Consider the following 25,093-nt stretch of genomic DNA (forward strand, 5'->3'; position numbering starts at 1 on the left):
AGCGCGCTCTAAGCGCGCTCAGTTTGTTGAGAAGGTCTAGTCATGCTCGGTCTTACCAGTCTTGCGCCGAGCATCTGATCACTGCAATTGCTTGACAGGAATTCATTTATTTTCGGTCACTTAATTGACCGGCGCAGATCCTCGGCACAAGGCCGAGGATGACGTCGCGGGTCATTTGTCGGTAGCCTGAGTGCGCCTTAGGCGCGCTCTTCCCAGATCTTTGCAAGCTCCACGATCGTTGCGACCGCCTTTTCCATATCCTGGCGGCTCACCCATTCGAGCGGCGAGTGGAAGGCATGGCCACCGGCAAAAATGTTCGGGCACGGCAGCCCCATGAAGGAGAGGCGGGAGCCGTCCGTGCCGCCGCGGATGCTGCCGCGCACCGGCGTCATGCCGGCACGACGCACCGCTTCAAGCGCGTTCTCGACAATCTCCGGATGGCGGTCGAGCACCGTCTTCATGTTGCGATATTGTTCCGTCACCTGGAAATGGTAGGTCGAGGCTGGATAGGCAGACATCACCTGCTTGACGATAGTTTCGAGCATCGCCTCCTTCTCAGCGAGCCCCTCCTCCGTGAAGTCGCGGATGATGAAGCTCAGCGACGCCTTTTCCATCGAGCCGGTCACGCCGACCGGGTGGATGAAGCCCTGCCGGCCTTCCGTCGTCTCCGGCGCCAAATCCTTCGGCAGCCGGTCGATGATGGCGCCGGCGATCTTGATAGCGTTCTCCATACGGTCCTTGGCGAAGCCCGGATGGATCGCCACGCCTGTTATGCCGATCTCGACGCCGTCGGCCGAGAAGGTTTCGTCCTCGATGTGACCCGCCGTCTCGCCGTCCATCGTATAGGCGAAGTCCGCTCCGAGTTTATCCAGGTCGACCTTGTTGACACCGCGTCCGACTTCCTCGTCGGGCGTGAACAGGATCTTGATCGTTCCATGTCGGATGTCGGGATTGTCGACCAGAACCCCGGCCGCGGTCATGATTTCCGCCAGTCCCGCCTTATCATCGGCGCCGAGTAATGTCGTTCCATCGGTCGTGACGATGTCGTTGCCGATCTGGTTGTTCAGCTCCGGATGCTCGGCGACACGAATCACCCGGCTCGAATCGCCAACAAGCTGGATATCTCCGCCGGCATAATTCCTGACGATCTGCGGCTTGACATCCGTGCCGCTGAAATCGGGCGCCGTGTCCATATGCGAGCAGAAACAGATGACCGGCACCGCCTTGTCGCTATTAGCCGGAATGGTGGCATAGACATAGCCATGTTCATCGAGATGGGCATCGGAAAGCCCGATCTCCAGCAGTTCGTCGACCAGAATCCGCCCGAGATCCTTCTGCTTCTCGGTGGTCGGCTGCGTCGACGAGGAGGGATCGGATTGAGTGTCGATAACGACATAACGGAGGAAGCGGTCGAGAACAGTGTCGGTCATTTCAATCCAATCCAATGAGATCACCAGAGGATATAGCCCTTCCGGGCGAAGCGACAAAAGGATTTTCCGCTCGGCGCATGGTTCTATGACGACGGCCCCTACTGAGGAGCGGGGATGATCTGGCTCGCCCGGGCGCGTCCAGCCGAGGAGCTGTTGCAATCGTTCTCTCGCATCCAACAGCGGCAGGCGGAATTTGTCCTGTAGGCATACCCATTAATGGATTATCGCTGCCGTCTTGAACTACCAGCAGCCATTTCCAATATTTTTAAGGGATCAAGCTGGCATCGAAAGGAGGAAGAAGAAAATGCCGCTGAACGATGTGCTCTGGACTCGTCCAGTGACGGTCCGGCTGCAGTGCGGCCTGGAACGAACTTTTACGGGCGTCTATGACGCCTTGGATTTCCTGGAAAACGAATGGCCGTTGGGCCACGGAGAGCGCCACAAGCGCGCGGTCAAGACCTGTCGGGGCGCTCTTAACCGGGTTATTGCCCCTTTGATTGCGCGGGAGGCTTTCATGGCCGCGTGCGTCGAAGCCGGCATGCCCGCGGTCGTGGCTCCCTGGCAGGTGCAGGCTACCAGCCGCCCGGTGCGACCCACGCGTGTCGCTGCTCTTGGCTAAGGGCCAGGCGTGCGCAGTTCACGTCGGGACCCTGACTTCAAGATACCTGTCGCGCGGCCCCGCGAGGAGCCGCGCCAGGTCAAAACCCAAGGCATCTCGATTTCCTTTGCCGTCTGGGCTTCGGAGCTGAAATTGTAGTTGTTTCGCCGTAGAACCGTCGCTGTCGTGCCTACTCAAACGGGGAACGCTGCCGCGGCTGGAACAACGATCACCAATATTTCGTTTGAGGACCGAATGCCCGGGAACAGCCATGGCCAGCGACAAGCTATCAAGCTATCGATCAAAACGCGACTTTCAGAAGACTGCTGAGCCCAGCGGCGAGCGGCCCCTCAAACGGAGCAACCGCCGCCGCTTTGTCATTCAGAAGCACGATGCGACACGTCTGCACTACGACCTGCGGCTTGAACTCGACGGCGTGTTCAAGAGCTGGGCTGTCACGAAAGGTCCGTCGCTCGATCCGCAAGACAAGCGGCTGGCCGTCGAGGTCGAGGACCATCCGCTCGATTATGGCGATTTCGAAGGGACGATTCCGAAAGGCCAGTATGGCGGCGGCACGGTCATGCTGTGGGATCGCGGTTATTGGGAGCCGGAGGGGCGGAAGAGCCCTGAGCAGGCGCTTGCCAAGGGCGATTTCAAGTTCACGCTCGAGGGCGAGCGCTTGCACGGCAGCTTCGTGCTAGTGCGCATGCGCAACGATCGCAACCGCAGCAAGCGTGCCAACTGGCTGCTGATCAAGCATCACGACGAGTTCTCCGTGGAGGAAGACGGTGCTGCCATTCTGGAAGAGAACGTCACCTCGGTCGCCTCGGGCCGCAGCATGGAAATGATCGCGGCCGGTAAGGGGCGCAAGCCGAAACCCTTCATGGTGGAGGGCGGCAAGATCCAGGCCGACGCCGTCTGGGACAGCAATCACGGACTGGCCGCCGAGGAGCGGCAGGAGGCGAGAGGCGGAAAGCGCGCCAGCACCGCAACGGCGGTTGATCTTCCGGATTTCATCGCGCCGCAGCTTTGCGAGAAGCTGGAGCGGCCACCCGGCGGGAACGACTGGATCCACGAGATCAAGTTCGATGGCTACCGCATCCAGATGCGTGTGCTCGACGGCGAAGCGACGCTGAAAACCAGAAAAGGTCTCGACTGGACGGCCAAATACCCCGAAATCGCCGAGGCGGCGTCAGCGCTTCAAGACTGCATAATCGATGGTGAAATCTGCGCTCTCGATGAGCACGGCGCGCCCGACTTCGCCGCGCTTCAGGCGGCACTGTCGGAAGGCAAGACCGGCAGCCTCGTCTACTTCGCCTTCGACCTCCTCTATGACGGCGGCGAGGATTTCCGCCTCAAACCTCTGATCGAGCGAAAGACGCGGCTGCAGGAGCTCCTCGCGGAGGCCGGCAACGATCCTCGCATCCGCTACGTCGAGCATTTTGCAGGCGGAGGCGACGCTGTGCTCAGGTCGGCATGCAAGCTATCGCTGGAAGGCATCGTGTCGAAGAAGGCAGATGCCCCCTATCAGTCCGGTCGAACGGAAAGCTGGGGGAAGTCGAAATGCCGGGCGGGCCACGAGGTGGTCATCGGCGCCTATGCCAAGACCAACGGCAAGTTTCGTTCCCTTCTCGTCGGCGTTTTCAGCGACGATCATTTTGTCTATGTCGGCCGCGTCGGGACCGGCTACGGCGCCAAGAAAGTCGAAACACTGCTTCCGAAACTGAAGGCGCTGGAGACGACGAAGTCGCCGTTCACCGGTATCGGCGCTCCGAAGAAGCAGGCTGACGTCGTCTGGGTGAAGCCCGAGCTTGTCGCCGAGATCGAATTCGAGGGCTGGACCGCGGACGGTCTCGTCCGTCAGGCGGCCTTCAAGGGCTTGCGTGAAGATAAGCCGGCCAAAGAAGTCGAGGCGGAGCGACCGCTAAGATCCTCCAAGGCCGAGATTGCGGAACCGGCTCCCCGGGCCGAACCAAAATCGACGCGCCGTAAGGGTCAGAAGGCCGATGTCATGGGTGTGCTCATTTCGAACCCGGACAAGCCATTGTGGCCAGATGCCGAGGATGGTGAGCCGGTAACAAAGGAAGAATTGGCCCGCTATTACGAGGCGGTCGGCGACTGGATGATCGACCACCTCAAGGGCAGGCCCTGCTCCATCATCCGTGCCCCGGATGGGATTGGTGGCGAGCAGTTCTTCCAGCGTCATGCCATGCCGGGGCAATCCAAACTGCTCGAATTGGTCAAGGTATTCGGCGACAAGAAGCCATACCTCCAGATCGACCGCATCGAAGGGCTCGCCGCAGTCGCCCAAATCGCGGCTGTCGAGCTCCATCCGTGGAACTGTGAACCCGGGCAACCGGAAGTTCCTGGCCGCCTGGTATTCGATCTTGATCCCGGTCCCGATGTTCCCTTTTCCACGGTTGTTGCCGCTGCCCGCGAGATGCGCGACCGGCTGGAAGACCTCGGATTGATCAGCTTCTGCAAGACGACGGGCGGCAAGGGCTTGCATGTCGTGACCCCGCTTACAGTAAACAAGCGAAAACCGTTGTCATGGCCCGAAGCGAAGGCCTTCGCGCATGACGTCTGCCAGCAGATGGCCCGAAACAACCCCGATCTCTACCTTATCAAGATGACCAAGAGCCTGCGGGGCGGTCGCATTTTCCTCGATTACCTGCGCAATGATCGCATGGCGACGGCCGTGGCGCCGCTCTCCCCTCGAGCCCGCCCAGGGGCGACCGTGTCAATGCCTCTGACGTGGACGCAGGTGAAATCGGACCTCGATCCTAAAAGGTTTACGATTCGAACCGTGCCTGCTTTGCTACCGAAGTCATCCGCCTGGAAGGATTATTGCGAGGGGCAGCGTCCCCTAGAGCAGGCGATCAAGAGGCTCGGCCGCACCGGCAAGCATGCCGCCTGACACGGCTGATCGCCCCGCGGCACTCATCTGATTGCAGCGGCATCAGTCATATCGAAGACGGCTGCGTTATCCTGGATCTCGCGGAGGCCTTTATATGAGGGGTGGCGCAGGCTGCCCTCACGCGTCCAGCCGCGAAACTCGATTTCGGCGATGAGTGTCGGTTGAGAAAAGACGAGGCGCTTTCCTTTGAGCGGCACAACAGGTTTTTTTGTCTGTAGGCGGTTCAACGTCTTGCGCAGATACTCCGCCTCCGTTCGGTTGAAGCCTGTGCCGACGGAGCCGACATAGATCCACTCGTGACCCTTTCGACCCGCAAGCAAAAGACTGCCGAGCCCACCGCGGTTGCTGACGGATTCCTCGTACCCGACGATCATGAAACTTTCGCTCTGAACGCACTTGATCTTCTGCCAGTCCCCCAGACGACCACTGCGGTAAGGGCTATCCCTGCGCTTTGCAATGATGCCTTCCAAACCCCGATGGCATGCGTGCTCAAGCAGTTCCTCGCCACCTAGATCCAGGTCTTGCGAGAACCGAATAGCGCCATCGTCGGTCTCAGGGATCAGATCTTCGAGAAGATGGCGGCGGACCGAGAGCTCGGTGCGCGTCAGGTCGTGACCGTCGAGATACAATAGATCGAAGGCGTAGAAGATGGATTCAGTCGAGATTCGTTTGCCGCCCCTTCCGCCGAGCGATCGCTGCAACGCCCCAAAGTCGGACCGACCCTCGTCATCAAGGACGACCGCTTCTCCGTCGAGAATACAGGTCGATACGCCGAGTTCTCTTACCCCTGCGGCGATCGTCGGAAATCGGTGGGTCCAGTCATGACCGCCACGGGTGAGGATGCGAATGCCCTTTGGCTCGATGTGGATTGCCAATCGGTAGCCGTCCCACTTCACCTCATAAAGCCAATCCGGCCCTTGCGGCACCGTCTGCTTCAGCAAGGCCAGGCACGGCTCCACTCTCGACGGCATCGCATCGAACGGCAGGTTTGGCTGGTCGGGATCACGCCGACGGAGAGGTCGTGATTGTATGGAATTCGACTCGCGAAGAAGCGGAGCGGAGGGGCGCCGTGGTCTGGTCATCGCTCAATGCCTGTCGGGTCGGTTCTCCGCATCGACGGATTTACGCAGGGCGTCCATGATGTTGATGACGTTGCTGGGCACCGGCTCCGCCTTCTCCTTGCCCTTGGATTTTGCTCTGACGGGCTTCTTCATTTGTTTCTTCTTGGCCTCGATGATGTCGAGCAGCCTATCCTGCACCGGGTCGGAGACCATCTTCGGGTTCCAGTGCTGCGTCTGCTTCTTGATCAGCTGCTGGACCAGCGGCATCATCTCACTGTCCGCCGGCTGATCGTCTACCTGCTCGAAATAGCTCTCCGCGTCGCGCACCTCGTCCCCGTAACGCAGGGTCCAAAGAACGATGCCTTTGCCCCGTGGCTCCAGCATCACGGCGCGCTCGCGGCGCGCAATCACCAGTCGCGAGATGCCGACCATGTCCTCGGCGGCCATCGCATCGCGGATCACCGAGAACGCCTCCTGGCCGACCGGATCGTCCGGTGAAAGATAGTAGGGCGTGTCGAGCCAGATCCAGTCGACGCCGTTGCGCGGCGTAAAGACCTCGATATCGATCGTCTTGGTGCTTTCAAGCGCGACGTTCTCCAACTCGTCGTCTTCAAGCAAGACATATTCGTTCTCGCCACGCTGGTAGGCTTTCACCTCGTCTTCATCTTTCACGTCCTTGCCGGTGACGGCATCGACATAGTGGCTGACGACGCGGTTTTGGGTGGCGCGATTGAGCGTGTGAAACCGCACCTTCTCATTTTCGGAAGTGGCCGGCATCATCTGCACCGGACAGGTGACGAGCGACAGTTTGAGGTAGCCTTTCCAGTAAGGCCGGATCGCCATGGAAACCTCCGATCACCCGGCGCGGCGCTGGTGAGCGCCGGCCGGGCCGCGTGATTTCGTCGTCGACGCGCGCGCGGCCTTCTGCCTGCTCTTTCCGGCATTGGCATTTGCAGCGGTGCGCTTCGTCTTGGCCGGCGTCGCCATGCCGGCGCTTTCGCGTAGCGCCTGCAACAGGTCGCTCGGTTTGGGAGCCGGCGGCGCCTTTTTCTTCGGAAGGGTGCGGCCTTCGATCTTGGCCTTCACCAGTTCGGCGACGGCCGCTTCATAACGGTCGTCGAACTGCTTCGGGTCGAACTCGCCCTTCTTGGTGTTGATGATGTGCTTGGCAAGCTCCAGCATCTCGCCTTCGATCTTGAGATCCGGCATCTCCTCGAATGCCTTGTCGGAGGAGCGAACCTCATAATCGAAGTTCAAGGTTGAGCCGACCAGCCCTTTTCCATGGGGACGGATGAGGAGCGTTCGCAGGCGCCGGAACAGCACCGTTCGGGCAATGGCCGCGACCTTGGCTTTCTTCATACCATCCCTCAGGAGTTTGAAAGCGTCGCTGCCCATCTTGTCGGGAGCCAGATAATAAGGTTTGTCGAAATAGACGTCATCGACCTCGTCAAAAGGAATAAAGGCCTCCACCTTCAGCGTCTTGTCGCTTTCGGGAATGGCGGCCGCGACTTCCTCGGGCTCGAGCACGACATAGCGGCCGTCCTCGATCTCAAAACCCTTGACCTGCTCCTCGCGCTCGACCGGATCGCCGGTCTCGCCGTCCACGAATTCTCGGCGCACCCGGTTGCCGGTCTTCCTGTTCAGCGTATGAAACGCGATCCGCTCGGATGTGGAGGCGGCGGTATAGAGCGCCACCGGGAAAGCCACCTCTCCGAACTTGATAAAACCCTTCCAATTCGCCCTCGGGGCAACCATCTCGCTCGCGCTCCTGACGCAACCTGTGCGAGTCAACCGAATCAGTTTACGATTGGTTCCGAGTCAAAACGAATCAAATTTCAATAGCTTAATCAGAATTACCCACGCTTTTTCCGAGTCTCTTTCATCTCCTTGAATCTGATAGGTGTTTTTCTTGACTAAGTGCTTTTAAGGTGAAAACAACCAGGAGATAAAGCCGCTGCGGACCGATTTCCCTGGCGTGACTGCTCATTCGATGCGTTGTCCCTCGCCGTCGAACACATGCAGATATTGGGGCGGGAAGGCGACATTGACCTTCGGCCCCGCCTTCAGCGCTTCGCGGTCCAGAGTGAAGATCTTGAACGGCAGGCCATGCAGGGCGAGGTGGAGGATAATGCCGAAGCCGGTGGGTTCGACGAGTTCCACGTCGGTGGCAAGCCCGCTCCCGTCATTCGTGATCAGCACATGCTCCGGCCGAATGCCGAGCGTCACCTTCGTGCCGTCTGCAAGCGGCAACGGCTTTGCCAGCGGCACGATCGTTCCATCGTTCAGCTTGACGCCGCCTGCGGTATAGCTGGCCTCGAGGAAATTCATTCCGGGCGAGCCGATGAAACCGGCGACGAAGAGATTGGCGGGGCGATCATAGAGTTCCAGCGGGCTGCCGACCTGCTGCACCACGCCGCCATGCATGGCGACGATCCGGTCCGCCAGCGTCATCGCCTCGATCTGGTCGTGGGTGACGTAGATCGAGGTCGCCCTCAGCTCGCCGTGCAGTTTCTTGATTTCGGCACGCATCTGTTCGCGCAGGCGCGCATCGAGGTTGGAGAGCGGTTCGTCGAACAGGAACGCTTTCGGCTGGCGGACGATGGCGCGGCCCATGGCGACACGCTGGCGCTGGCCGCCGGAGAGCGCTTTCGGCCGCCGTTCAAGCAACGGGTCGAGGCCGAGCTTGGCGGCGGCCGCGGAGACCGCGCTCGCGATCTTCTCCTTCGCCGTTTTCCGCAGCCTCAGACTGTAGCTCATATTGCCGGCGACATTCATATGCGGATATAGCGCATAGGACTGGAACACCATGGCGATGTCGCGGTCCTTGGGATGCAGTTCGTTCACCCGGGCGCCTGCAATACGGATCTCACCTGATGTGACTTCCTCCAGCCCGGCAATCATCCGCAACAGCGTTGACTTGCCGCAGCCGGAGGGACCGACGAGCACGACGAATTCGCCATCCCTGATGTCGAGGTCGACGCCGTGCAGCACCTGCACGTGGCCATAGGCTTTGCGGATATTCTGGATATCGATCGATGCCATTCTGTTTAACCCTTGACCGCGCCGGCCGTCAGGCCCTGGACAAGATAACGCTGGATGAGCAGGAAGAAGAGGCCGGCAGGAACGAGCGCCATGACGCCCGCCGCCATCATCTGCCCGAAATCCACCGAGAATTTCGAAACGAAGGTGAGAAGCCCGACGGGGAAGGTCGCCGCGTCGTTGCCGTTGATCAGCATCAGCGCGAAGAGCAGTTCGCTCCAGGCGGCAGTAAAGACGAAGCCGAGCGTCGCGGCGATGCCGGGCAGCGTCAGCGGCAGGATGATCTGGCGAAACGCGGTGAACTGCGTCGCCCCGTCGATCATCGCCGCCTCTTCGAGATCCTTCGGAATACCGTCGAAAAAGGACTGCATCAGGAAGGTGGCGAAGGGCACGTTGAAAGCGGTATAGACGATGACAAGCCCGGTCAGGCTGTTGGTCAGATGCAAGGGCGACAGGATCTTGAAGATCGGCGCGACCAGCATGACGAGCGGGAACATCTGAGTCAGCAGCATCAGCGCGACGATCCAGTATTTCGCCCGAAAATTGAAGCGCGACAGCGCATAGCCGGAAAGCGAGGCGCAGATCGTCACCGTCACGGCCGTCGAGGCCGAGACGATCAGGCTATTCTTGAAAAAAGTGGGAAAGGCGCTGTGCTGCAGCACGAAGGCATAGTGATCCCAGCTGGTGCGCGACGGCCACATCCGCACGCCCTCGGTATAGAGCAGATCGTTCGGCGTCACCGAGACCTTGAGCAGCCAGAACAGCGGGAAGAGCGCGAAAGCGATATAGCAGAGGATCGCCAGACGGTGCGCGATCGTTGGGATGAGGGATCGTTTCATGGCCTCAATCCTTGTTCAGCAACGTCTGCCGCAGCAGGATGATCAGCATCGAATAGGCAAGCAGCAGCACCAGCAGCACCAGCGCGATCGCCGAGGCGTAACCGAAATCGAGCCGCTTGAAGGCCGTGGTGAAGATGTAGCTCGCGACGATCTGCGTCCGGTCGGCCGGCCCGCCATTGGTCATGACGACGATGAGATCGGCGAAGTTGGAGATCCACACGGTGCGCAAGAGCACGGTGATGGCGATCGTCGGCGCGAGAAACGGCAGGGTGATCGAGCGGAAACGCTGGAACCAGCCGGCACCATCGATAGAGGCCGCCTCGTAGAGATCGCGCGGGATGGCCTGCAGCGCCGCAAGCAGGGTGATGGCAAAAAACGGAATGCCCCACCAGACATTGGCGACGATCGGCCCCCACATCGCATGATCGGGATCGGAGAGAATGTTGCCCGGCGCATGCATCAGCCCGAGCGCGAAGAGCCAGTGCGGGATCGGCCCGATGACCGGATTGAACAGCCAGGCCCAGTTGAGACCTGCGAGAAAGGACGGCACCGCCCAGGGCAGGAAAACCAGCGCCTGCGCGATTGCGCGGCCCGGGAACGGCTTGTCGAGCAGCAAGGCCAGAATGAGGCCGAAGATGAATTGCAAGACGACGGATGCGCCGGTCCACCACAGCGTGTTCCTCAGCGCACCGTAAAAAGCCGCGTCGCTCGACAACTCGCGAAAATGCTCGAGCCCGATGAAGCCGCCGGAAAAGGGGTTGAGCAGCTGAATATCGCGGAAGGCATAGGACAGCCCGAGCGTCAGCGGCACCAGCATCACCGCAATGATCAGGATCAGCGACGGCGCGCTGTAGAGATAGGGCTCCGAAGCATCTGCAAGACGGCGCAGCCACGGCCTACGGTCGCGACGCATGTCGAGCATATCGGCGGAAATGGTCATCGGATTGCGGTTTCCATTGTCTTGATCAGCGGAGTCTCGCCCGGGTGATACTTCTGAAGCAGGAGGTCGAGGCCCCCTCATCCGCCTGCCGGCACCTTCTCCCCGCTGGGGAGAAGGGGAATATGCCGCAACCTCTCGGTTCCCTTCTCCCCAGCGGGGGTCCGAAGGACGGGTCGAGACCAGCGGCTCGACCCCGGTTGGTGGCCCGAAGGGTCGGATGAGGGGGCTCCGCACTCAGAGCCCACCAATTACTTTTTGGCCAGGAACTTCTGCTGCGCCTTGGTCAGATAATCCGCCCACTGATCAGCCAGATCCTTCGCCGAGATATCGCCGAGCAAGGCCTGTTGCGAGGTCTTGATCGCGAGCGAATCCTTGAAGAAGGCGAACTCTTCCAGATAGGTCGGCATCACGGTCGGCACGGTGTTCGGATCCGCCAGTTCCTCGAACCAGCCCTTGAACTGGTCACCGGCATAGAAGGGATCCTTCTCGGCCGCCGTATAGGCCGGCAGGGCGCCGATGCGCTTGTTCCACTCGATATTGCCTTCCGGCCCTTCGAGGGTGGCGATCAGCTTCCAGGAGAGATCCTTGTTGGCGCTCGTCGAAAACATCGACCAGCCGCCATAACCGATGGTCGGGAAGGACTTGCCGTCAGGGCCCTTCGGCAGCGGCGCGACGCCGAAATCGTCCTTCTTCATGCGTTCGGCAATGGCGATCAGCGCATCCGGATCCTGGTCGAGGAAGGCGCAGGTGCCGGAATAGAAACCGGCGACGACTTCGTTGAAGCCCCAGTTGACGCTGTCCTTCGGCGCATATCCCTTCTTGTAGAGATCGACCATCCACTCGATGCCCTTTGCCCAGCCGGGGCTGTTCATGGTCGAGGTACCGTCTTCCTTGAAGTACTTGTTGTCGCCGGCCATCGTGGCGGCGAAGATCATCCAGCCATTGAGGCCGCCCGGGCCGCCGCGCATGCAGTAGCCGTATTTGCCGGGCAGCTTGGAGACCTTTTCCGAGGCGGCGGCAAACTCGTCCAGCGTCTTCGGCGGCGCTGCGACACCAGCCTCCGAAAGCAGCTTTTTGTTGTAGAACATCGCCCTCAGATAGAAGCCGTAGGGCAGCATGTAGGCGGTGTTCTTGACGTCGCGGCCGAGCTCGAGCGCGCGCGGCGTCAGCTCCTTGGTGTGCTCCCATTTTTCGAGATAGGGCTCGAGGCTTTCGAGCATGCCGTTATTGGCATAGAGCGACAGCCAGGTATCGGGCATCTCCATCACATCGGGCACATCACCGGCCGAGACCATGGTCGCGAATTTCTGGAAGGCTTCGTTCCAGGGCAGCGAGATGATATCGACCTTGGTGCCGGGATTGGCGGCCTCGAACTTGCCGACGATTGATTTCAGCGTTTCGGTGCGCTCCGGGCTGGTGATGACTTCGACAAGCTTGAGCGTCGTATCGGCAAAGGCCGTGCCGGCCATCATCGAAGCAAAGAACGTCGAGATTATTAGTTTTTTCATGGCTCAGTTCCCCCTTGTTAGGTTTCTCTCGGGTTTCAGGATTGTGAGGCGGCGGCGAGCGCCTCCTCGATGTCCCTCCACAGAGCCTCGGTTCCTTCGAGGCCGACATGGAGGCGTACGGATCGCGCATGGATGCCGAAGGTTTGCGCGGAGTTCGGCTGTGCCTTCTGCTGAAGCACGACCTCGCCTGGTACGATCAGGCTTTCATGCCCACCCCAGCTTACACCCAGTTTGAACAGCTTGAGATGGTCGGCGAAAGCGCGGATATCGACGCCGTCGCGGAAGATGAACGAGAACAGGCCCGAGGTGCCGTTGAGCCCCGCGGGCAGACGGTTGGCAAGCCCGGGATGGCAGACCGTCTCCACCACCTCGAGCTTCTGCAGGCGTCTGGCGATTTCAAGCGCCGATGCCTCATGCGCCTTCATGCGCAGCGGAAGCGTCCGCAGGCCGCGGATCAGCAGCCAGGCATCGAACGGCGAAAGCTTGCCGCCGAGATAGGGATAGGCCTCGGCTTTGACGCGCGCGATCATTTCCTTCGAGCCGGCGACGACGCCCGCCACCACATCGCTGTGGCCGCCGAGATATTTCGAAGCGGAATGGATGACGAGATCGACGCCCAGCGTCAGCGGCCGCTGGAAGAAAGGGCTCGCCCAGCTGTTGTCGATCATCGAGACGACGCCGTGCCGCTTGGCGAGGGCGGCCAGCGCACCGACATCGTGCGCCTCCATCACCCAGCTCGTCGGGCTTTCCAGGTAGAGGAGCTTGGCGCCGGGCAGCGCCCTCGCGACGGCTTCCTCGTCACGGCCGTCGACATAGGTCACCTCGATCTTCATCCGCTTCAGGATGGTGCCGAACAGGCGGAAGGCATCGGGATAGACATGCCGGACGGCGACAATGCGGTCGCCCGGTTCGACGAAGCTCAGCACCGCCGAGGAGATCGCCGCCATGCCGCTCGCAAAACCCAGCGCATCCTCCGCACCTTCGAGCTTGGCCAGCATTTCCTCAAAGGCGCGCACCGTCGGGTTCAGCCCGCGCGTATAGGTCGGCCGCACCTTCTCGCCGCGATAGACGGTGATCATCTCGTCGTAATTGGAAAAGGTGAAAAGCGAGGTCTGAAAGATCGGCGGCACGACGGCATCGGCGAAGTTGCCGTCGTCGTGGGCGGTGATGAGGGAAGCAAGATCGAACGGATCTGCGCCGTTGCTCATTTGGACATTTCCTTGATGTCTTCCTCGACGATATCGAGAATTTTCAATGTTTCCGCGCGCGCCGCCTCCGCATCGCGGGCGGCGATCGCGTTGAAAAGCGTGCGGTGAAAGGGAAAGGACCGGCGGGCGAAATCCTGCCGGTCGAACGGATGCTCCCAGAAGCGCTCGAAGGTCTCGCGCATCTGCTCGAGCAGCTGGCGAAACAGCGGATTGTGGGTGGCGTCGTAGACGGCAAGGTGGAAGGCGAGATCTTCCGGCCCGGAGGTGCCTTTCTCCAGATGCACCCGCTCCATCTCATTGAGCTTCTCCTCAATGACGACAAGGTCCTTCTCGGTGCGCCGCCGGGCCGCGACCATGCCCGCCTCGCATTCAATGCCGCGGCGGACCTCGAGCGTCTGCAGCAACGCGTCGCGCAGATGCACCGTGTCGAGCGACAGCGGCATATGGATCGTCGCCCTGGAAACCGGCTTCAAAAGATAGGTGCCGCTGCCCTTGCGCGTCTCGATGACGCCGAGCGCCTGAAAGTGGCGGATCGCCTCGCGAATGGTCGAACGGCCGACGGCAAGAGCCGCCATCAGCTCCCGCTCGGCCGGCAGCCGATCACCCGCCTGCAACCGCGCTTCCTCCACATAATCCGCCAGCGCATCGGTCACCTGACGCGCCCGGTCCATGACGGGAAGCGGCCGGATCACCGGCCTGTCGCTACGATTTGCCTTCATGGTTCCCATTTTTACTATCAGGCAGCCCGACGTGAAATTGGTCTGACATCTTAGCATTCCGCAAAGATGGGAAGGCGTCAAGTCATGTTGTGGGAGTAATCCCGCCCTCCACAACACCCTTTTGCACCAGCGGAATGGTTCTCGTCACTCGAGTAAAGAGCCGGGATCGCCTTGCAAGCCGAGCTTCTTCCTCTTGCGCCTGGCCAGGGTCTGTCGGAATATGACCCCGTTGGGGTCGAGGGAATGGTTGGGAAATGGCGGAGGAGCGAATAAGGGGCCTTGATGGCATCCGGGCTATCGCCATCCTTGGTGTGTTCTATACGCATTTCGTCGATGGAGACTCCTTACTCGGCGATCTGGCGGTGCGAGCGTTCTTCATTTTGAGTTCCTTCCTGATCACCGGCAACCTGATCGCGTTGCGCGACTCCGAGGGGTTCGGTTTTGCGGCGCTGCGAGTTTTCTACGCGCGAAGAGCGCTCAGGCTCCTGCCAATCTACTACGCCATGGTCCTGGCCCTCGCCGCGATAGGCCTCGTCACGTTCCGCGATGGGCTTTTTTATCATCTCGCCTTTCTGTCGAACGTCTGGTTCGCGATGGGCAAGAATTGGAACCCGTGGGTGCTTGCACATACCTGGACCCTGTCCGTCGAATGGCAGTTCTATCTCCTTTGGCCGCTGGTTGTCCTGAACTGCACAAACAGATCGGTGACGCTGGCCGCCTCGGGCGCCATCGCCATTGCGCTTGCATTCTGGCTCGGCTGTTATGTCACGGGCTATTACCCCGAGAACGTGGTCTTGTGGCCGCCCTTCTCGCTGGATGCACTGGGCGTGGGAGCCTTGATTTTCTTTTTCTCGGCCATGCTGGTACGCCCGAGCCAAACGCGGCTAATTGCAGCAATCCTGCCGGCAGCATTGTGGGGTGCCCTGCAACTCATCGAGACAGATGGCCGCCCACAATTGCCGGTTGTCGTCGATTTTCTTCTGCAAATTCTTCCGCTTCTGCCGTTGGCAATTCTGATTGCCATAACGGCATCAGGGACCAGCCCGATTCTCAGTCGCATCCTTGGAGCCCGGCCCTTGGCCTATCTCGGGCGCATCAGTTACGGATGTTATCTCTACCACTTCCCGATGCTTTGGCTGATAACGGAGATGATGTGGCGGGTGTTCGATTATCCGCTGAAGCGGGGGATCATCCAGCTGGTCGTCGTCGCGATCCCCACAATCGCTTTTTCCGCCCTGAGCTGGGAACTCATCGAACGGCCTATCCAGAAATGGCGGACCGGGAGCCGCCAAAAGGTGGCGCAGACCAAGTTCACCGCATGAGCTAAGGCTGGTGCAGCAGCGTGGCGCAGAATCTCCTCCCGCCGCTCGATCGTCGGCCCGGTGGCAAGCAAGGCAGCTGCTGCCTCCGATATCATGCCGACATCGGCGAGATGGTCGCTCTCCGTCCTCGGCCAGGAGTGGCTAATCGCCTTGATCGGTCGGCGGTCCGAGGCGATGCGGGCGAGCAGAGATCTCGCCGCGGCAACATCAGCATTCCTCTGGCGGCTTCAACCGCCGGAATTGCATCAACAAAAGCAGATCGTAGACAATCTTCAACGCGCCGCAAATGAGAAGCGGCCGGGCACGGAGCGCGCCTGCCAGCACGGGACTGGCCGAGGCGGCGAGACTGCGGCACCAACGTGAAGCTGGCAGCCGCTGCCCGCTCCGCCTCGCTGACGACGGCCATCATGTAAGACGAGCGCGCCGGCACGTCCATCTGCGACAGCGCGGCCCGGACAAGCAGGAAGAAAAGCGCGAGGACAGCGTTGGCGCAAGTGCAGCCAGCATCAGGGCGATGCTCGACGGAATGTGCGCGAGTCGATCCGCTAATGTGCCTTACAATCGACGTTAATCGAGGCAGTGTGGTCACGCGAACTTGTTGCAGTTCCGGATTGATCGAAACAGAAGCGTTTTGCAACGATCCCGATCGTATACGTGCGGCCACATTGCGCTGGAATATCTAGTGCGTAGTCATGTGGGCCTGCAGTTTGTGATGGTTCCGAAAAGGCGGTATGGCCGAAATACGAGAGATTTCGGACGACCCATTTTCGTTCCGAACCGGCAAACCCGAGCTGCGATCGAACATGCTCGCGCTGCGTTTGCCGATTTTCTGAATGGTCAATCTCCCCGCTCAGCCGCTTGGTTTCGGCGACCGTCACATCGAATCTCACATCATCGCGTCCTGGAACTTGGCCATAGTCATTTGCATATTTCCAGGAAGCCCGAATCCGTGAAATGGACACTCCACCAAGATGAACCGTCCCGACCGTCTCGAGCTTTAAGTCAGTTGCCATAGATCTGTCCTCGCGCCCCTCGGGTGGAGGGCACGCGCTATATAGCGGGCGGTAGTTACATTGATCACCGCCCGAGCCCCAGAGGCAGTCACTTAGCGACCGCCATTGATCAAGATTTGGCACCTCTCTTTGTGTTGCTCCGTTCAAGGTTGACCCAAGCGGCATCCAAGGATGGATTCCACCTTCGATGCTCTTTGCCCAATCGGTTCGGTGCAGATCGATTTGTTTCAGCTTTTGGCGTTCCGCCTCGAGTTCCAATAACGTGGACCATTGCGTCGTTGAAGAATACGGTTCGCGAGATAAGGCGTCGGAAGCAAAGCGCTGTCCGCTTATCTGGGTCGTTAGCGTATGGCAGTCTGTGCAAATCCCTGAGGGATCTCGCAGCGTCCGCGCTCTTTGAAGTTCGAGTTTGTAAGTCGCGGTGTAACCCGTACCTATGACTCTGAACGGCGCATCTTCGCTTCTGGGGTGACGGGGCAGATACTCCCCAAGACTGAAGGCGTCCCGTTGAAGATTGTGTTTCGACACACCATAGCCAACTCGCGACATCGAGATGTTAGGGCTGATCGCATATGGGCTCTTGTTATCGTGGCACGAAGAGCAAGGCACTCGAAACTGCGGATCATATAGTTTCTCCGCCCTCGCGCGAGTGTGTGCATCCGCGTATCCGTTGCCTCCGGGTGGAGGAAATTTCCGAGACCAGTCAAACTGCTGTACTTCCTTTGTCCCGTCGAAGTAGACGATCTCGCCCGTCTGTCTGTTGAACCCGATGACGCCATAGCGAGCGAATTGCGGATTGTAAGACGACCAATAAGCGCTCGCTTCGACTTCCAGCGAAGGCTGGGATTTTCGACAAAGGAAAAGCCATTCGACATTGCCTTTGACAACGCGTTTCAACCTGGAATTCAATCCGCAATACGACACATCTCCCGCAAGTGATGGCTTGTCACATTGGGCGAGAAAGCGTGTTCTTTTGACGATAGTGCCTTGCGTATCGCGATACTGAAATTCGAACGTTTCCGAGTCGAGGCTGCTCCGTGCAAGATCGACAACATTGCCCTCCACCTGCATGGGAATTGTCCGTGCGTCGTTCTCACAGTCTCCTTCCGGAATTTGTCCGAATACAGCGCGAGCCTCGTCGCCAAAGCGCGTGATTGTGTTATTGCTCATGGAAGCAGGAGCCCACAGAAAGTCTCCGTTCCAGCGGTTCACCAAGTCGACGAAGAACTGCTCGAACGCCGACGTCCCGCCATAAAGCTCTCCGCGAGCATCGCTGCGTGCAACAACCACAGCCATGAACAGGAGAACAACGAGCATAGGGCCGCGATGCATACGCCCGAACAAGCTAACGCGCACGTGCCATGATCTCAGGTTCATCCGTAGTGAGGGTCATCATCGAAAATTTCCAGACACCGCCATCCCTCACCAAGACCGCCTTCATAACGGCGGAATAGTCGAGTGCCGGCACTTCGAGATCTGATCGTTGAATGGTGGTGAGTATTGCCGATTTGACCTCTATTCTGTCGATCATCTTCGGATCCGCCACATGGAGCAATGTGTTGGATTCGAAATGGCGAACTCTGGACGTCCGGTTTTGGAGATCAAAGAATAACCCCTTGAGGTATGTCGCCAGCTGCTCTGGGCCGAGTGTTTTCTTCAATTGAAGTGACCCACCTCCGCTACAGACCTCGTAGGACGCGTCAGCGGTAAACATCCTGGCAATTGCTGCCGCATTCTGTTCATCGACCGCCCAATAATACTGATGGATCAGATCCATAGCAGCTTGACGATCCGCCGGCCCGGGATTGCTAACAGCAGCCGACCAGTCGCGGTTGAGCGTAGGATCGGCGCATCCGGACTGTGACCAAGCCGTTGGGCCCGAGCACAGCAACGCTGCTGAGGCGGCGGCCAACAAAACAATCCTGTTGAGCTTCGTTTTTGTAACCTGGAGAATAGCCAACCGTCCCTCCTGTCAGCTTTACTCAGAAATACGATTGAAGAAGCATTCAAAATGGTCGGCAACAATCAACGCGGCATGAGTGTTATACACGCGATATCGAGATTAACCGTGCATTGCGACCTTTCATGATCACTGATGCTTGTATTTTATCTTGAAACACTAATCAAGAAGTTGCTGATCTTGCAGTCCGGCGTTTCGTTGCCAGGCCTATGATTTGCTTGCACGATTCGTGAAAACACATGTCACAATACATCATTGAGCGATCCGGCGGAGAAGCGGGATGGACGAGGTTGTAAAATGGTTGAAAGAGCTTGGTCTCGAGAAATACGCGAAAAACTTCTCTGAAGCGGAAATTGATTTCGAGACCCTCCCGCTACTATCAGCCGATGATCTGAAAGAAATGCTGATTCCGATCGGGCCGCGGCGAAAGATACTTTCCGCAATCGCCGGTATGACAGAGGGGCCCGAAATAAAGGCCAGAAAGGTCACCCCGGTAGAACGGAGACCCCTGACGATATTGTTCTGCGACATGGTGGCATCGACGGAATATGCCACCAAACTGGATCCTGAGGACTTCAGTCGCTTAACGCAAATCTATTTGCGCCGTTGCAGCGCGCTCGTCCGCGCGCATGGAGGCTTCGTCGCAAACTACATTGGTGACGCGCTTCAGGCGCTCTTTGGTTATCCGGCCGCTGAAGAGGATGATGCCGAGCGAGCGATATCCCTTGCAATCAGCCTTGTCCAAACGATACCGCAAATCGAGGCCCCGGATGGGTCGAGGCTCCAGGTCCGCATCGGCATTGCGAGTGGATTGGTCGTTGTCGGAGACTTCGAAGGAGCTCCGGCGGGAGTGTCGACTGTGGCTTTCGGGCCGGTTCCAAACCTTGCGCAAAGGCTTGAAGCACTCGCGGACCACCAAACCATTCTGATCGATCAGAACACGCGGGATTCAGCGGCCGGAGCATATGAGTTTACCGACATCGGCGAGCTGACATTGAAGGGCTTCGCCAAGGCGGTAAGAGCCTGGAAAGTCATCCGTCCCAAAAGTCTCGGAAACAGGTTTGCCAAAAGAGGCCAGCTTGCAAGATTTGTCGGGAGACGCCGCGAGGTGGCTGACATTCAAGCTTTGGCGGAGGATGTCAAGTCGTCCCGCCAAGGACGCGTCCTTCTGGTCACGGGCGAAGCGGGCATCGGAAAATCCCGGCTAATTTACGAGTCCAAAAGGCAGCTTGAGGGTTTCAACTACATCACACTGCAATGCGCGCCCGCTTTTACCAACAGCGCGCTCGCGCCCTTCATCGAGCTCATCAAAGGTCATGACGCGTTCAGATATTCCCCGACGGTTACAACCCTCCGGGAACTTATATCCAAACTTGACGTACCGATCGCGACAACGCTCCCGGTTCTTGCAAGATTGCTTGGATTGGATCAGAACGAATATCCCCTGATAGATCTATCGTCCCAGGATCAGCAGCAGGTAATTAGAGAATTTTTCTTTACTTTGCTGCGTAGCTTCGCAAACCAGGCTCCCATTTGGCTAACGATCGAGGACGAACAATGGATTGACCCGTCGTCGGCAGATCTCTTGAGAGCGATCATATCGAATATCTCTGCGGACAGTATCTATCTTGTCCTGACCTCTCGGCTGTCCTCCTGCGTTAGCCTCGAAGACAGCTCGGCGGATAAGAAGATAACGTTAAAGCGCCTTAACTCCCGCGATACGCAAGAACTCTGCCAGGCGCTTGCTCAAGATACCGTCATGGAAACATCCACTGCAAATCTCATAGTGAGTCGGGCTGAGGGCGTGCCCCTGTATGTCGAGGAGCTTTGCCGATCACTTGTGACCGTAAATGGCAGCTCAGCACCAGACATACCGGTCTCGCTACAATCATCGCTCCTGTCACGCCTGGACAAAATGGGCGAGGGAAAGCGGATAGCTCAAATCGCAGCTGTTATAGGCCGTGAATTCCAAATCGATCTTCTTGCACACGTTTCGGCAACTCCATCCAATCAGCTGCATTCGATACTCAATGACCTCGTTGTCGCGGGAGTTTTGATCCACCAACCGACGTCCGGCTGGCCCACGTACAGTTTTTCTCACGCGCTTCTGCAGGAGGTCGCACGCGACAGCCTCCTGCTCGAGCGGAGGCGAGAAGTGCACCGTGCCATAGCTCAGGGTATCCTCATGTTTGAGCCCAACCTGGCAAGACAGTCGCCGGAGCTCCTGGCACAGCACTACGAAGGGGCCGGCGAGTATGCTCAGGCGGCTGACTATTGGCTGGAGGCCGGTTTGAGGCTGGGTTCGACATGGGCGAAAGTTGAAGCTGCAAACATGTTTGTGCACGGTCTTCGATGTCTTGAAAGATTGCCGGCATCAAAGGAAACAGACCGCAGGAAACTCAAACTGGAGCTGGAACGGGGCGACGTCTTGTATGCCACGTTCGGATACGTCACTTCGGAGGGGAGTGCCGCCTATGAACACGTCATGCGCCTCAGCGAAGAGCTCGAAGATATCGACGCCGGAATCCGCGCGCTTGATGGCCTTTTCGGAACAGCTCTAAATTCAGCGAAATTCGCAGACGCCGGATGGGCGAGCGAGCGCCTCATAACACTCGGCGAGACAAACAAAAACCGTCGAGCGCTTGTCCTTGGCTTGCAGTTCAAAGGAATGTGCCTGTTCTCTCTAGGAAAGCTGAAGGAGGCAAAGCAATACCTCGAGCGAGCGCTACAACACCGGAACCACGCCGAGGAAATTGGCAGTGATTTTCCGAGTATGGCGATGAGCTATCTTTCCTGGACGCTTCAGATTTTGGGGGAGTCCGATAGCGCTCGGCATCTATACCTTGAGGCGGAAAAAGATGCCCGGCAACAGTCCAGCTACAATCTTGCGGCCTGCCTCGGCAACGGCTGCATTTTGATGGCCATGAGACAGGACGTGACGGCAGTCAGCGCAATGGTCGACGAACTGATCCCACTTGCGGAGAAGAACGGGTTTCAACTGTGGCACAAGATCGGTCTTTTCTTCAAAGGTTGGGTCACAGTGTATGCAGAACACGACGGCAGTGGCCTCGAAGAGATGCGGCGGACCTGCGACAATCTCGGGCAGCAACTTATCGATAAGACATGTTACCTCTGCCTGCTTGCGACTGCGACGATGGAACTGGGAGATTTTGCAAACGCCCGAATCCATCTTGCAGAGGGACTTGACGTCGCACGAACGACTGGCGAGAGCTATTTCTTGGCGGAACTCTTACGCCTAGAAGCAGTAAACGAGTTTCATCTCAACGGCTCCGAAGCTTCCGCGCGTGCAGCACTCCAGCAAGCTGTCCAACTGGCGCGAAACCAGGGGGCAAGAATCTGGGAAAACCGCGCCGTGGCTACATTGACGAAGTTGGAAGAAGAAGCGCTGGCTGCGAATTCTGTTTATGTCAATGAGCAGACCAAACCGCATTTCCCAGAAGCTCCCTGACCGTCCAGACAATTTGTCTGGAGCGGCAAAAGTCGTTACTACGACACAAGGGGCCGTAGTGCCTTCCAACATGCATGAGCTCAGAGGCATGCGCGACTACCTGAAAAGCAAAGACTTTCACCGGCATATGCGGTCGCTGCTGGCTCCAAAATTTCGTGCGCTTGGCTGGGAATCGCAAACGGCCGGCAAGTGCAGCTTTGCCCGGGGGAGAAGGGTTTGTTGGCTGCAGGTTTCGCAATATTCGAACAGCTTGATCGGCGCGAAGTTTACGATCAACATGACCGAGGGCTCCGGTTCCGCTGGTGACATTAGAAGACTTCGCCGCCTAGACGAGGCGGATCGCGCGTTTGGCAAAGCTCTGGAAGAAACCATCATCGCGCGTCTTGCCAGGCCCGATCCTGATTCGGAAATCGAAGTCGTTGGAGACAACGGCGGAACTGTCTTGGTCAAGCTCGGCGACCTTGCGCGAGCAAATCCGCGACAATGGGAGATCCCCTCCGATGTCTGGCTGCCCTATTTCAGCAAAGGCGATGTTGACGATTGGGCTGCGTTCCTCTTGCCTCGGCTTGAGCGAATGACTGCGCCTTGCTCACCCGAAGTCATCGATCCGCAGCTGTGGGCCCAGCGGTTTTGCCGTTTCATCGGTTCTTTCCGCTCCAAATGAGAGGTGCTACCCACCCACCGGCGTCAGGTCGACGAGCGCCTTGATCGGCAGGTGATCCGAGGCGATGCGGGCGAGCGGCGTATCATGCGCCTCCACCTCGGAGATGATGCCCTTGCGGTTGGCGATGATGCGGTCGAGCGCCAGAAGCGGCAGGCCGGCGGGAAAACTCGGCACGGCGGGCGGCAGCTCGCCGAAGGCGGATTGGAATGTGTTCAGCGACGAGCGGTCGCCGAGCCGCCATTCGTTGAGGTCGCCGAGCAGGATGGTCGGCATCTCATGCCTGTCGTTGATCAGTTCGACGAGGGTCCGGGCCTGCTGGGCTCTGCTGTGGCGCAACAGGCCGAAGTGCGCGGCGATGATCCGCAGCGCGCCGCCCTCTTCCAGCTCGATTTCGACGACGAGGGCGCCGCGCGGCTCCAGCCCCGGCAGTTTCACCTGGTGCACATCATGCACCAGCCCCTTCTTGAACAGCACGACGTTGCCGTGCCAGCCATGCGCCTTCGCCATGCCGGCGACCGGCACAGGGATCAGCCCCGTCTCCCGCTCCAGCCGGCCGAGATCGAGTATGCCCGTGCGCTCGCCGAAACGTGTGTCGGCCTCCTGCAGCGCGATCACGTCGGCGCCGATTTCATGGATCACCCGGCTGGTCCGCTCCGGATCGAAGCGGCGGTCGGTACCGACACACTTGTGGACATTGTAGGAAGCGATCAACGTTCCGGCGCTACGCGGCCTTGCCTCCATATGCGCTGCGTCAAGCCGCTTTTTCCTGCTCCTGATCGAGGCGAGAATGCTGGCGGGAAGACTGTCTTTCCTGGCGTGCATTGGGAAGCGCACTTGTTCCGTTGATCAACGAGGCTACTCACTCGGCAGTATAGGCGGCCGCGCGGAACTTGCCATGTCGGAATGCAAAAAATCAGTCAGAGATAGGGCGAACCAAGCCACAGCACCTTCTCGATCAGCCGCACCGGGAAGGGCCGCGCGCGTAAGCCGTCCAGCGTCACCAGCGTTGCCGATTTCAGGATTTCTTCGATATGCTCGTCGATCTCGGCGGCAAAGCCCTCATTCAGCACTTCGAGGTCGACCTCGAAATTCAGCCTGAGCGAACGTGGATCGAGGTTGGAGGAGCCGACATAGGCCCAGGTGCCGTCGATCGTCAAAAGCTTCGAATGGCTGAAGCTGCCGCTCGAGCGCCAGATGCGGCAATAATTTTTGAGAATCTGATCGAATTGCGCCGTCATCGCCCGATCGACCAGCATGAGATTGTTGAGAGCCGGTACGACGATATCGACTTCAACGCCGCGCCGCGCCGCCGTCACCAGGGCGCTGATGAGTTCGCGGTCCGGCAGGAAATAGGGCGACATGATGCGGATCGATTGACGCGCAACGGAAAAGGCGCCCATCAGCATCTTATGGTTGGTTTCGAGGCTGCGGTCCGGCCCTGAGGCGACGATGCGCATCAGGATGGGGTCGCCGGGGCTGCGCTGCGGCGGTTCGATGCGCCACACCTCGTCGTTCAACAGTTCGTCGGTGGTGAACCGCCAGTCTTCGGCGGCAAGATCGAAGAGATCGGCGACGACCGGGCCGGTGACGCTGAAATGCGTATCACGGGCAAAGGTCTCGCCCGTCGCCTCCTCGCTGAAACCCGCCCTGATATTCATGCCGCCTGTCAGCGCGATGCGTCCGTCGACGATCAGGATCTTGCGGTGGGTGCGCAGATTGGCATAGGGCAGCCGCAAACCCATGATGACATTACCGTTGAAGACGGCGACGGTGACGCCGCCCTCCTTGAGATGGCCGAGAATGCTCGGCACCGAATAACGCGCGCCAACGGCATCGATCAGCACCCGGACCCTCACACCCCGCTTCACCGCGGCAATCAGCGCATCGGCGATGCGCAGACCGATGACGTCACGGTCGAAGATGTAGGTTTCGAGCAGGATGCTGCGCTCCGCTTCATCGATGGCGGATTTCATCGCGGCATAGGCCTCGTCGCCGGTCTCCAGCATGTCGATCGTATTGCCTGATGTCAGCGGGTTGCGTGTGACGCGGTCGCCAAGCGTCTGCAGCGCCGCAAAGCGGCGGCCGAACTGGCTGATCACGGTCTCGGCGTCGGCGTCGAATGTCTCCAGTTCGTCGGTCCCGGGCGCGAGCAGCAGGGCGTCGCGGCGAATGCTCAGCGATTTGCGGCGAATGCGATTGATGCCGGCAATCGCATAAAGCAGCGCACCGACAACAGGCGAGAGGATGATGACGCCGACCCAGCCGATTGCCGCGCGCACCTCCTCCTTGGTCATGGCGGCATGGATCGCCGCCGCGGCTCCCATGGCGATCGAAACGACAAAGAGAATATGCGGCCAGTAGGTCGACAGGAGATAGAACATCGCTGGCCAATATAGCCGCGAAACG

19 protein-coding genes and 1 pseudogene are annotated in these 25,093 nt (G+C 59.1%); 5 read left to right on the top strand and 15 right to left on the bottom strand.

The window, feature by feature from the left end; all coding sequences use genetic code 11:
• Positions 1 to 197: 197 nt before the first annotated feature.
• Positions 198 to 1,430: a peptidase T gene (gene pepT, locus ACQ7C1_RS17325; protein WP_430959166.1), complete on the bottom strand. Its 1,233-nt coding sequence runs from the start codon at positions 1,428 to 1,430 to the stop codon at positions 198 to 200.
• A gap of 304 nt (positions 1,431 to 1,734) precedes the next feature.
• Here pepT and ACQ7C1_RS17330 point away from each other — a divergent pair, with 304 nt between their 5' ends.
• Together ACQ7C1_RS17330 and ligD (ACQ7C1_RS17335) are read left to right on the top strand one after the other, a co-directional pair.
• Complete coding sequence (locus ACQ7C1_RS17330) at positions 1,735 to 2,049, top strand: DUF982 domain-containing protein (protein WP_085781055.1); 315 nt, start codon at positions 1,735 to 1,737, stop codon at positions 2,047 to 2,049.
• A 250-nt stretch (positions 2,050 to 2,299) separates the two neighbouring features.
• Positions 2,300 to 4,945, top strand: a complete 2,646-nt coding sequence (gene ligD, locus ACQ7C1_RS17335; protein WP_430959167.1) for a DNA ligase D — start codon at positions 2,300 to 2,302, stop codon at positions 4,943 to 4,945.
• 23 nt (positions 4,946 to 4,968) lie between these two features.
• On the opposite strand, the gene ligD (ACQ7C1_RS17340) is transcribed toward ligD (ACQ7C1_RS17335), so the two are convergent.
• From ligD (ACQ7C1_RS17340) to ACQ7C1_RS17380, 9 genes are all read right to left on the bottom strand, one after another.
• Complete coding sequence (gene ligD / locus ACQ7C1_RS17340; RefSeq protein WP_430959168.1) at positions 4,969 to 6,027, bottom strand: non-homologous end-joining DNA ligase; 1,059 nt, start codon at positions 6,025 to 6,027, stop codon at positions 4,969 to 4,971.
• Positions 6,028 to 6,030: 3 nt separating this feature from the next.
• A complete protein-coding gene (locus ACQ7C1_RS17345; protein ID WP_430959169.1) occupies positions 6,031 to 6,849 on the bottom strand; it encodes a Ku protein in 819 nt (272 codons plus the stop codon).
• Between the two features lie 12 nt (positions 6,850 to 6,861).
• Positions 6,862 to 7,761 carry a Ku protein gene (locus tag ACQ7C1_RS17350; protein ID WP_430959170.1) on the bottom strand — a complete coding sequence of 300 codons (900 nt, stop codon included), beginning with the start codon at positions 7,759 to 7,761 and terminating at the stop codon, positions 6,862 to 6,864.
• Positions 7,762 to 7,989: 228 nt separating this feature from the next.
• Positions 7,990 to 9,048, bottom strand: a complete 1,059-nt coding sequence (locus tag ACQ7C1_RS17355) for an ABC transporter ATP-binding protein (protein ID WP_430959171.1) — start codon at positions 9,046 to 9,048, stop codon at positions 7,990 to 7,992.
• A 5-nt stretch (positions 9,049 to 9,053) separates the two neighbouring features.
• The gene (locus ACQ7C1_RS17360) at positions 9,054 to 9,884 is read right to left on the bottom strand and encodes a carbohydrate ABC transporter permease (RefSeq protein WP_430959172.1); all 831 of its coding nucleotides are present in this window, start codon (positions 9,882 to 9,884) and stop codon (positions 9,054 to 9,056) included.
• Positions 9,885 to 9,888: 4 nt separating this feature from the next.
• Complete coding sequence (locus ACQ7C1_RS17365; RefSeq protein ID WP_430959173.1) at positions 9,889 to 10,824, bottom strand: carbohydrate ABC transporter permease; 936 nt, start codon at positions 10,822 to 10,824, stop codon at positions 9,889 to 9,891.
• Positions 10,825 to 11,072: 248 nt separating this feature from the next.
• Complete coding sequence (locus tag ACQ7C1_RS17370) at positions 11,073 to 12,332, bottom strand: ABC transporter substrate-binding protein (protein WP_430959174.1); 1,260 nt, start codon at positions 12,330 to 12,332, stop codon at positions 11,073 to 11,075.
• A gap of 35 nt (positions 12,333 to 12,367) precedes the next feature.
• Complete coding sequence (locus ACQ7C1_RS17375) at positions 12,368 to 13,540, bottom strand: PLP-dependent transferase (RefSeq protein WP_430959175.1); 1,173 nt, start codon at positions 13,538 to 13,540, stop codon at positions 12,368 to 12,370.
• A complete protein-coding gene (locus ACQ7C1_RS17380) occupies positions 13,537 to 14,259 on the bottom strand; it encodes a FadR/GntR family transcriptional regulator (protein ID WP_430959319.1) in 723 nt (240 codons plus the stop codon). Before ACQ7C1_RS17380 ends, ACQ7C1_RS17375 begins: the two co-directional genes overlap by 4 nt.
• 254 nt (positions 14,260 to 14,513) lie before the next feature.
• Between ACQ7C1_RS17380 and ACQ7C1_RS17385 the strand changes: the two genes are divergently transcribed.
• Complete coding sequence (locus ACQ7C1_RS17385) at positions 14,514 to 15,581, top strand: acyltransferase family protein (protein WP_430959176.1); 1,068 nt, start codon at positions 14,514 to 14,516, stop codon at positions 15,579 to 15,581.
• A gap of 207 nt (positions 15,582 to 15,788) precedes the next feature.
• On the opposite strand, the pseudogene ACQ7C1_RS17390 reads toward ACQ7C1_RS17385, so the two are convergent.
• The 3 genes and pseudogenes from ACQ7C1_RS17390 to ACQ7C1_RS17400 all read right to left on the bottom strand — a co-directional run.
• Positions 15,789 to 16,112 (bottom strand): annotated as a pseudogene (locus tag ACQ7C1_RS17390) (MFS transporter); the annotation flags it as partial.
• A 14-nt stretch (positions 16,113 to 16,126) separates the two neighbouring features.
• Positions 16,127 to 17,911 (bottom strand): hypothetical protein, encoded by a 1,785-nt coding sequence (locus tag ACQ7C1_RS17395; RefSeq protein ID WP_430959177.1) that lies wholly within the window; start codon positions 17,909 to 17,911, stop codon positions 16,127 to 16,129.
• 28 nt (positions 17,912 to 17,939) lie between these two features.
• A complete protein-coding gene (locus ACQ7C1_RS17400; RefSeq protein WP_430959178.1) occupies positions 17,940 to 18,554 on the bottom strand; it encodes a nuclear transport factor 2 family protein in 615 nt (204 codons plus the stop codon).
• 280 nt (positions 18,555 to 18,834) lie between these two features.
• Between ACQ7C1_RS17400 and ACQ7C1_RS17405 the strand changes: the two genes are divergently transcribed.
• Together ACQ7C1_RS17405 and ACQ7C1_RS17410 are read left to right on the top strand one after the other, a co-directional pair.
• The gene (locus ACQ7C1_RS17405) at positions 18,835 to 22,023 is read left to right on the top strand and encodes an adenylate/guanylate cyclase domain-containing protein (protein WP_430959179.1); all 3,189 of its coding nucleotides are present in this window, start codon (positions 18,835 to 18,837) and stop codon (positions 22,021 to 22,023) included.
• Between the two features lie 88 nt (positions 22,024 to 22,111).
• Positions 22,112 to 22,687: a hypothetical protein gene (locus ACQ7C1_RS17410; protein ID WP_430959180.1), complete on the top strand. Its 576-nt coding sequence runs from the start codon at positions 22,112 to 22,114 to the stop codon at positions 22,685 to 22,687.
• Between the two features lie 6 nt (positions 22,688 to 22,693).
• On the opposite strand, the gene ACQ7C1_RS17415 is transcribed toward ACQ7C1_RS17410, so the two are convergent.
• Together ACQ7C1_RS17415 and ACQ7C1_RS17420 are read right to left on the bottom strand one after the other, a co-directional pair.
• Positions 22,694 to 23,509 carry an endonuclease/exonuclease/phosphatase family protein gene (locus ACQ7C1_RS17415; RefSeq protein WP_430959181.1) on the bottom strand — a complete coding sequence of 272 codons (816 nt, stop codon included), beginning with the start codon at positions 23,507 to 23,509 and terminating at the stop codon, positions 22,694 to 22,696.
• A gap of 95 nt (positions 23,510 to 23,604) precedes the next feature.
• Positions 23,605 to 25,068 carry a phospholipase D-like domain-containing protein gene (locus tag ACQ7C1_RS17420; RefSeq protein WP_430959320.1) on the bottom strand — a complete coding sequence of 488 codons (1,464 nt, stop codon included), beginning with the start codon at positions 25,066 to 25,068 and terminating at the stop codon, positions 23,605 to 23,607.
• Between the last annotated feature and the right edge of the window lie 25 nt (positions 25,069 to 25,093).

The sequence above is a fragment of the Rhizobium sp. Nf11,1 genome (assembly GCF_050587665.1).
GTDB lineage: Bacteria > Pseudomonadota > Alphaproteobacteria > Rhizobiales > Rhizobiaceae > Rhizobium.

Bases quoted from the DNA above. Each gene is read 5' to 3' on its own strand.
- pepT (WP_430959166.1), bottom strand. From the start codon at position 1,430: ATGACCGACACTGTTCTCGACCGCTTCCTCCGTTATGTCGTTATCGAC.
- ACQ7C1_RS17330 (WP_085781055.1), top strand. From the start codon at position 1,735: ATGCCGCTGAACGATGTGCTCTGGACTCGTCCAGTGACGGTCCGGCTG.
- ligD (WP_430959167.1), top strand. From the start codon at position 2,300: ATGGCCAGCGACAAGCTATCAAGCTATCGATCAAAACGCGACTTTCAG.
- ligD (WP_430959168.1), bottom strand. From the start codon at position 6,027: ATGACCAGACCACGGCGCCCCTCCGCTCCGCTTCTTCGCGAGTCGAAT.
- ACQ7C1_RS17345 (WP_430959169.1), bottom strand. From the start codon at position 6,849: ATGGCGATCCGGCCTTACTGGAAAGGCTACCTCAAACTGTCGCTCGTC.
- ACQ7C1_RS17350 (WP_430959170.1), bottom strand. From the start codon at position 7,761: ATGGTTGCCCCGAGGGCGAATTGGAAGGGTTTTATCAAGTTCGGAGAG.
- ACQ7C1_RS17355 (WP_430959171.1), bottom strand. From the start codon at position 9,048: ATGGCATCGATCGATATCCAGAATATCCGCAAAGCCTATGGCCACGTG.
- ACQ7C1_RS17360 (WP_430959172.1), bottom strand. From the start codon at position 9,884: ATGAAACGATCCCTCATCCCAACGATCGCGCACCGTCTGGCGATCCTC.
- ACQ7C1_RS17365 (WP_430959173.1), bottom strand. From the start codon at position 10,824: ATGACCATTTCCGCCGATATGCTCGACATGCGTCGCGACCGTAGGCCG.
- ACQ7C1_RS17370 (WP_430959174.1), bottom strand. From the start codon at position 12,332: ATGAAAAAACTAATAATCTCGACGTTCTTTGCTTCGATGATGGCCGGC.
- ACQ7C1_RS17375 (WP_430959175.1), bottom strand. From the start codon at position 13,540: ATGAGCAACGGCGCAGATCCGTTCGATCTTGCTTCCCTCATCACCGCC.
- ACQ7C1_RS17380 (WP_430959319.1), bottom strand. From the start codon at position 14,259: ATGAAGGCAAATCGTAGCGACAGGCCGGTGATCCGGCCGCTTCCCGTC.
- ACQ7C1_RS17385 (WP_430959176.1), top strand. From the start codon at position 14,514: ATGGCGGAGGAGCGAATAAGGGGCCTTGATGGCATCCGGGCTATCGCC.
- ACQ7C1_RS17395 (WP_430959177.1), bottom strand. From the start codon at position 17,911: ATGCTCGTTGTTCTCCTGTTCATGGCTGTGGTTGTTGCACGCAGCGAT.
- ACQ7C1_RS17405 (WP_430959179.1), top strand. From the start codon at position 18,835: ATGGACGAGGTTGTAAAATGGTTGAAAGAGCTTGGTCTCGAGAAATAC.
- ACQ7C1_RS17410 (WP_430959180.1), top strand. From the start codon at position 22,112: ATGCGCGACTACCTGAAAAGCAAAGACTTTCACCGGCATATGCGGTCG.
- ACQ7C1_RS17415 (WP_430959181.1), bottom strand. From the start codon at position 23,509: ATGCACGCCAGGAAAGACAGTCTTCCCGCCAGCATTCTCGCCTCGATC.
- ACQ7C1_RS17420 (WP_430959320.1), bottom strand. From the start codon at position 25,068: ATGTTCTATCTCCTGTCGACCTACTGGCCGCATATTCTCTTTGTCGTT.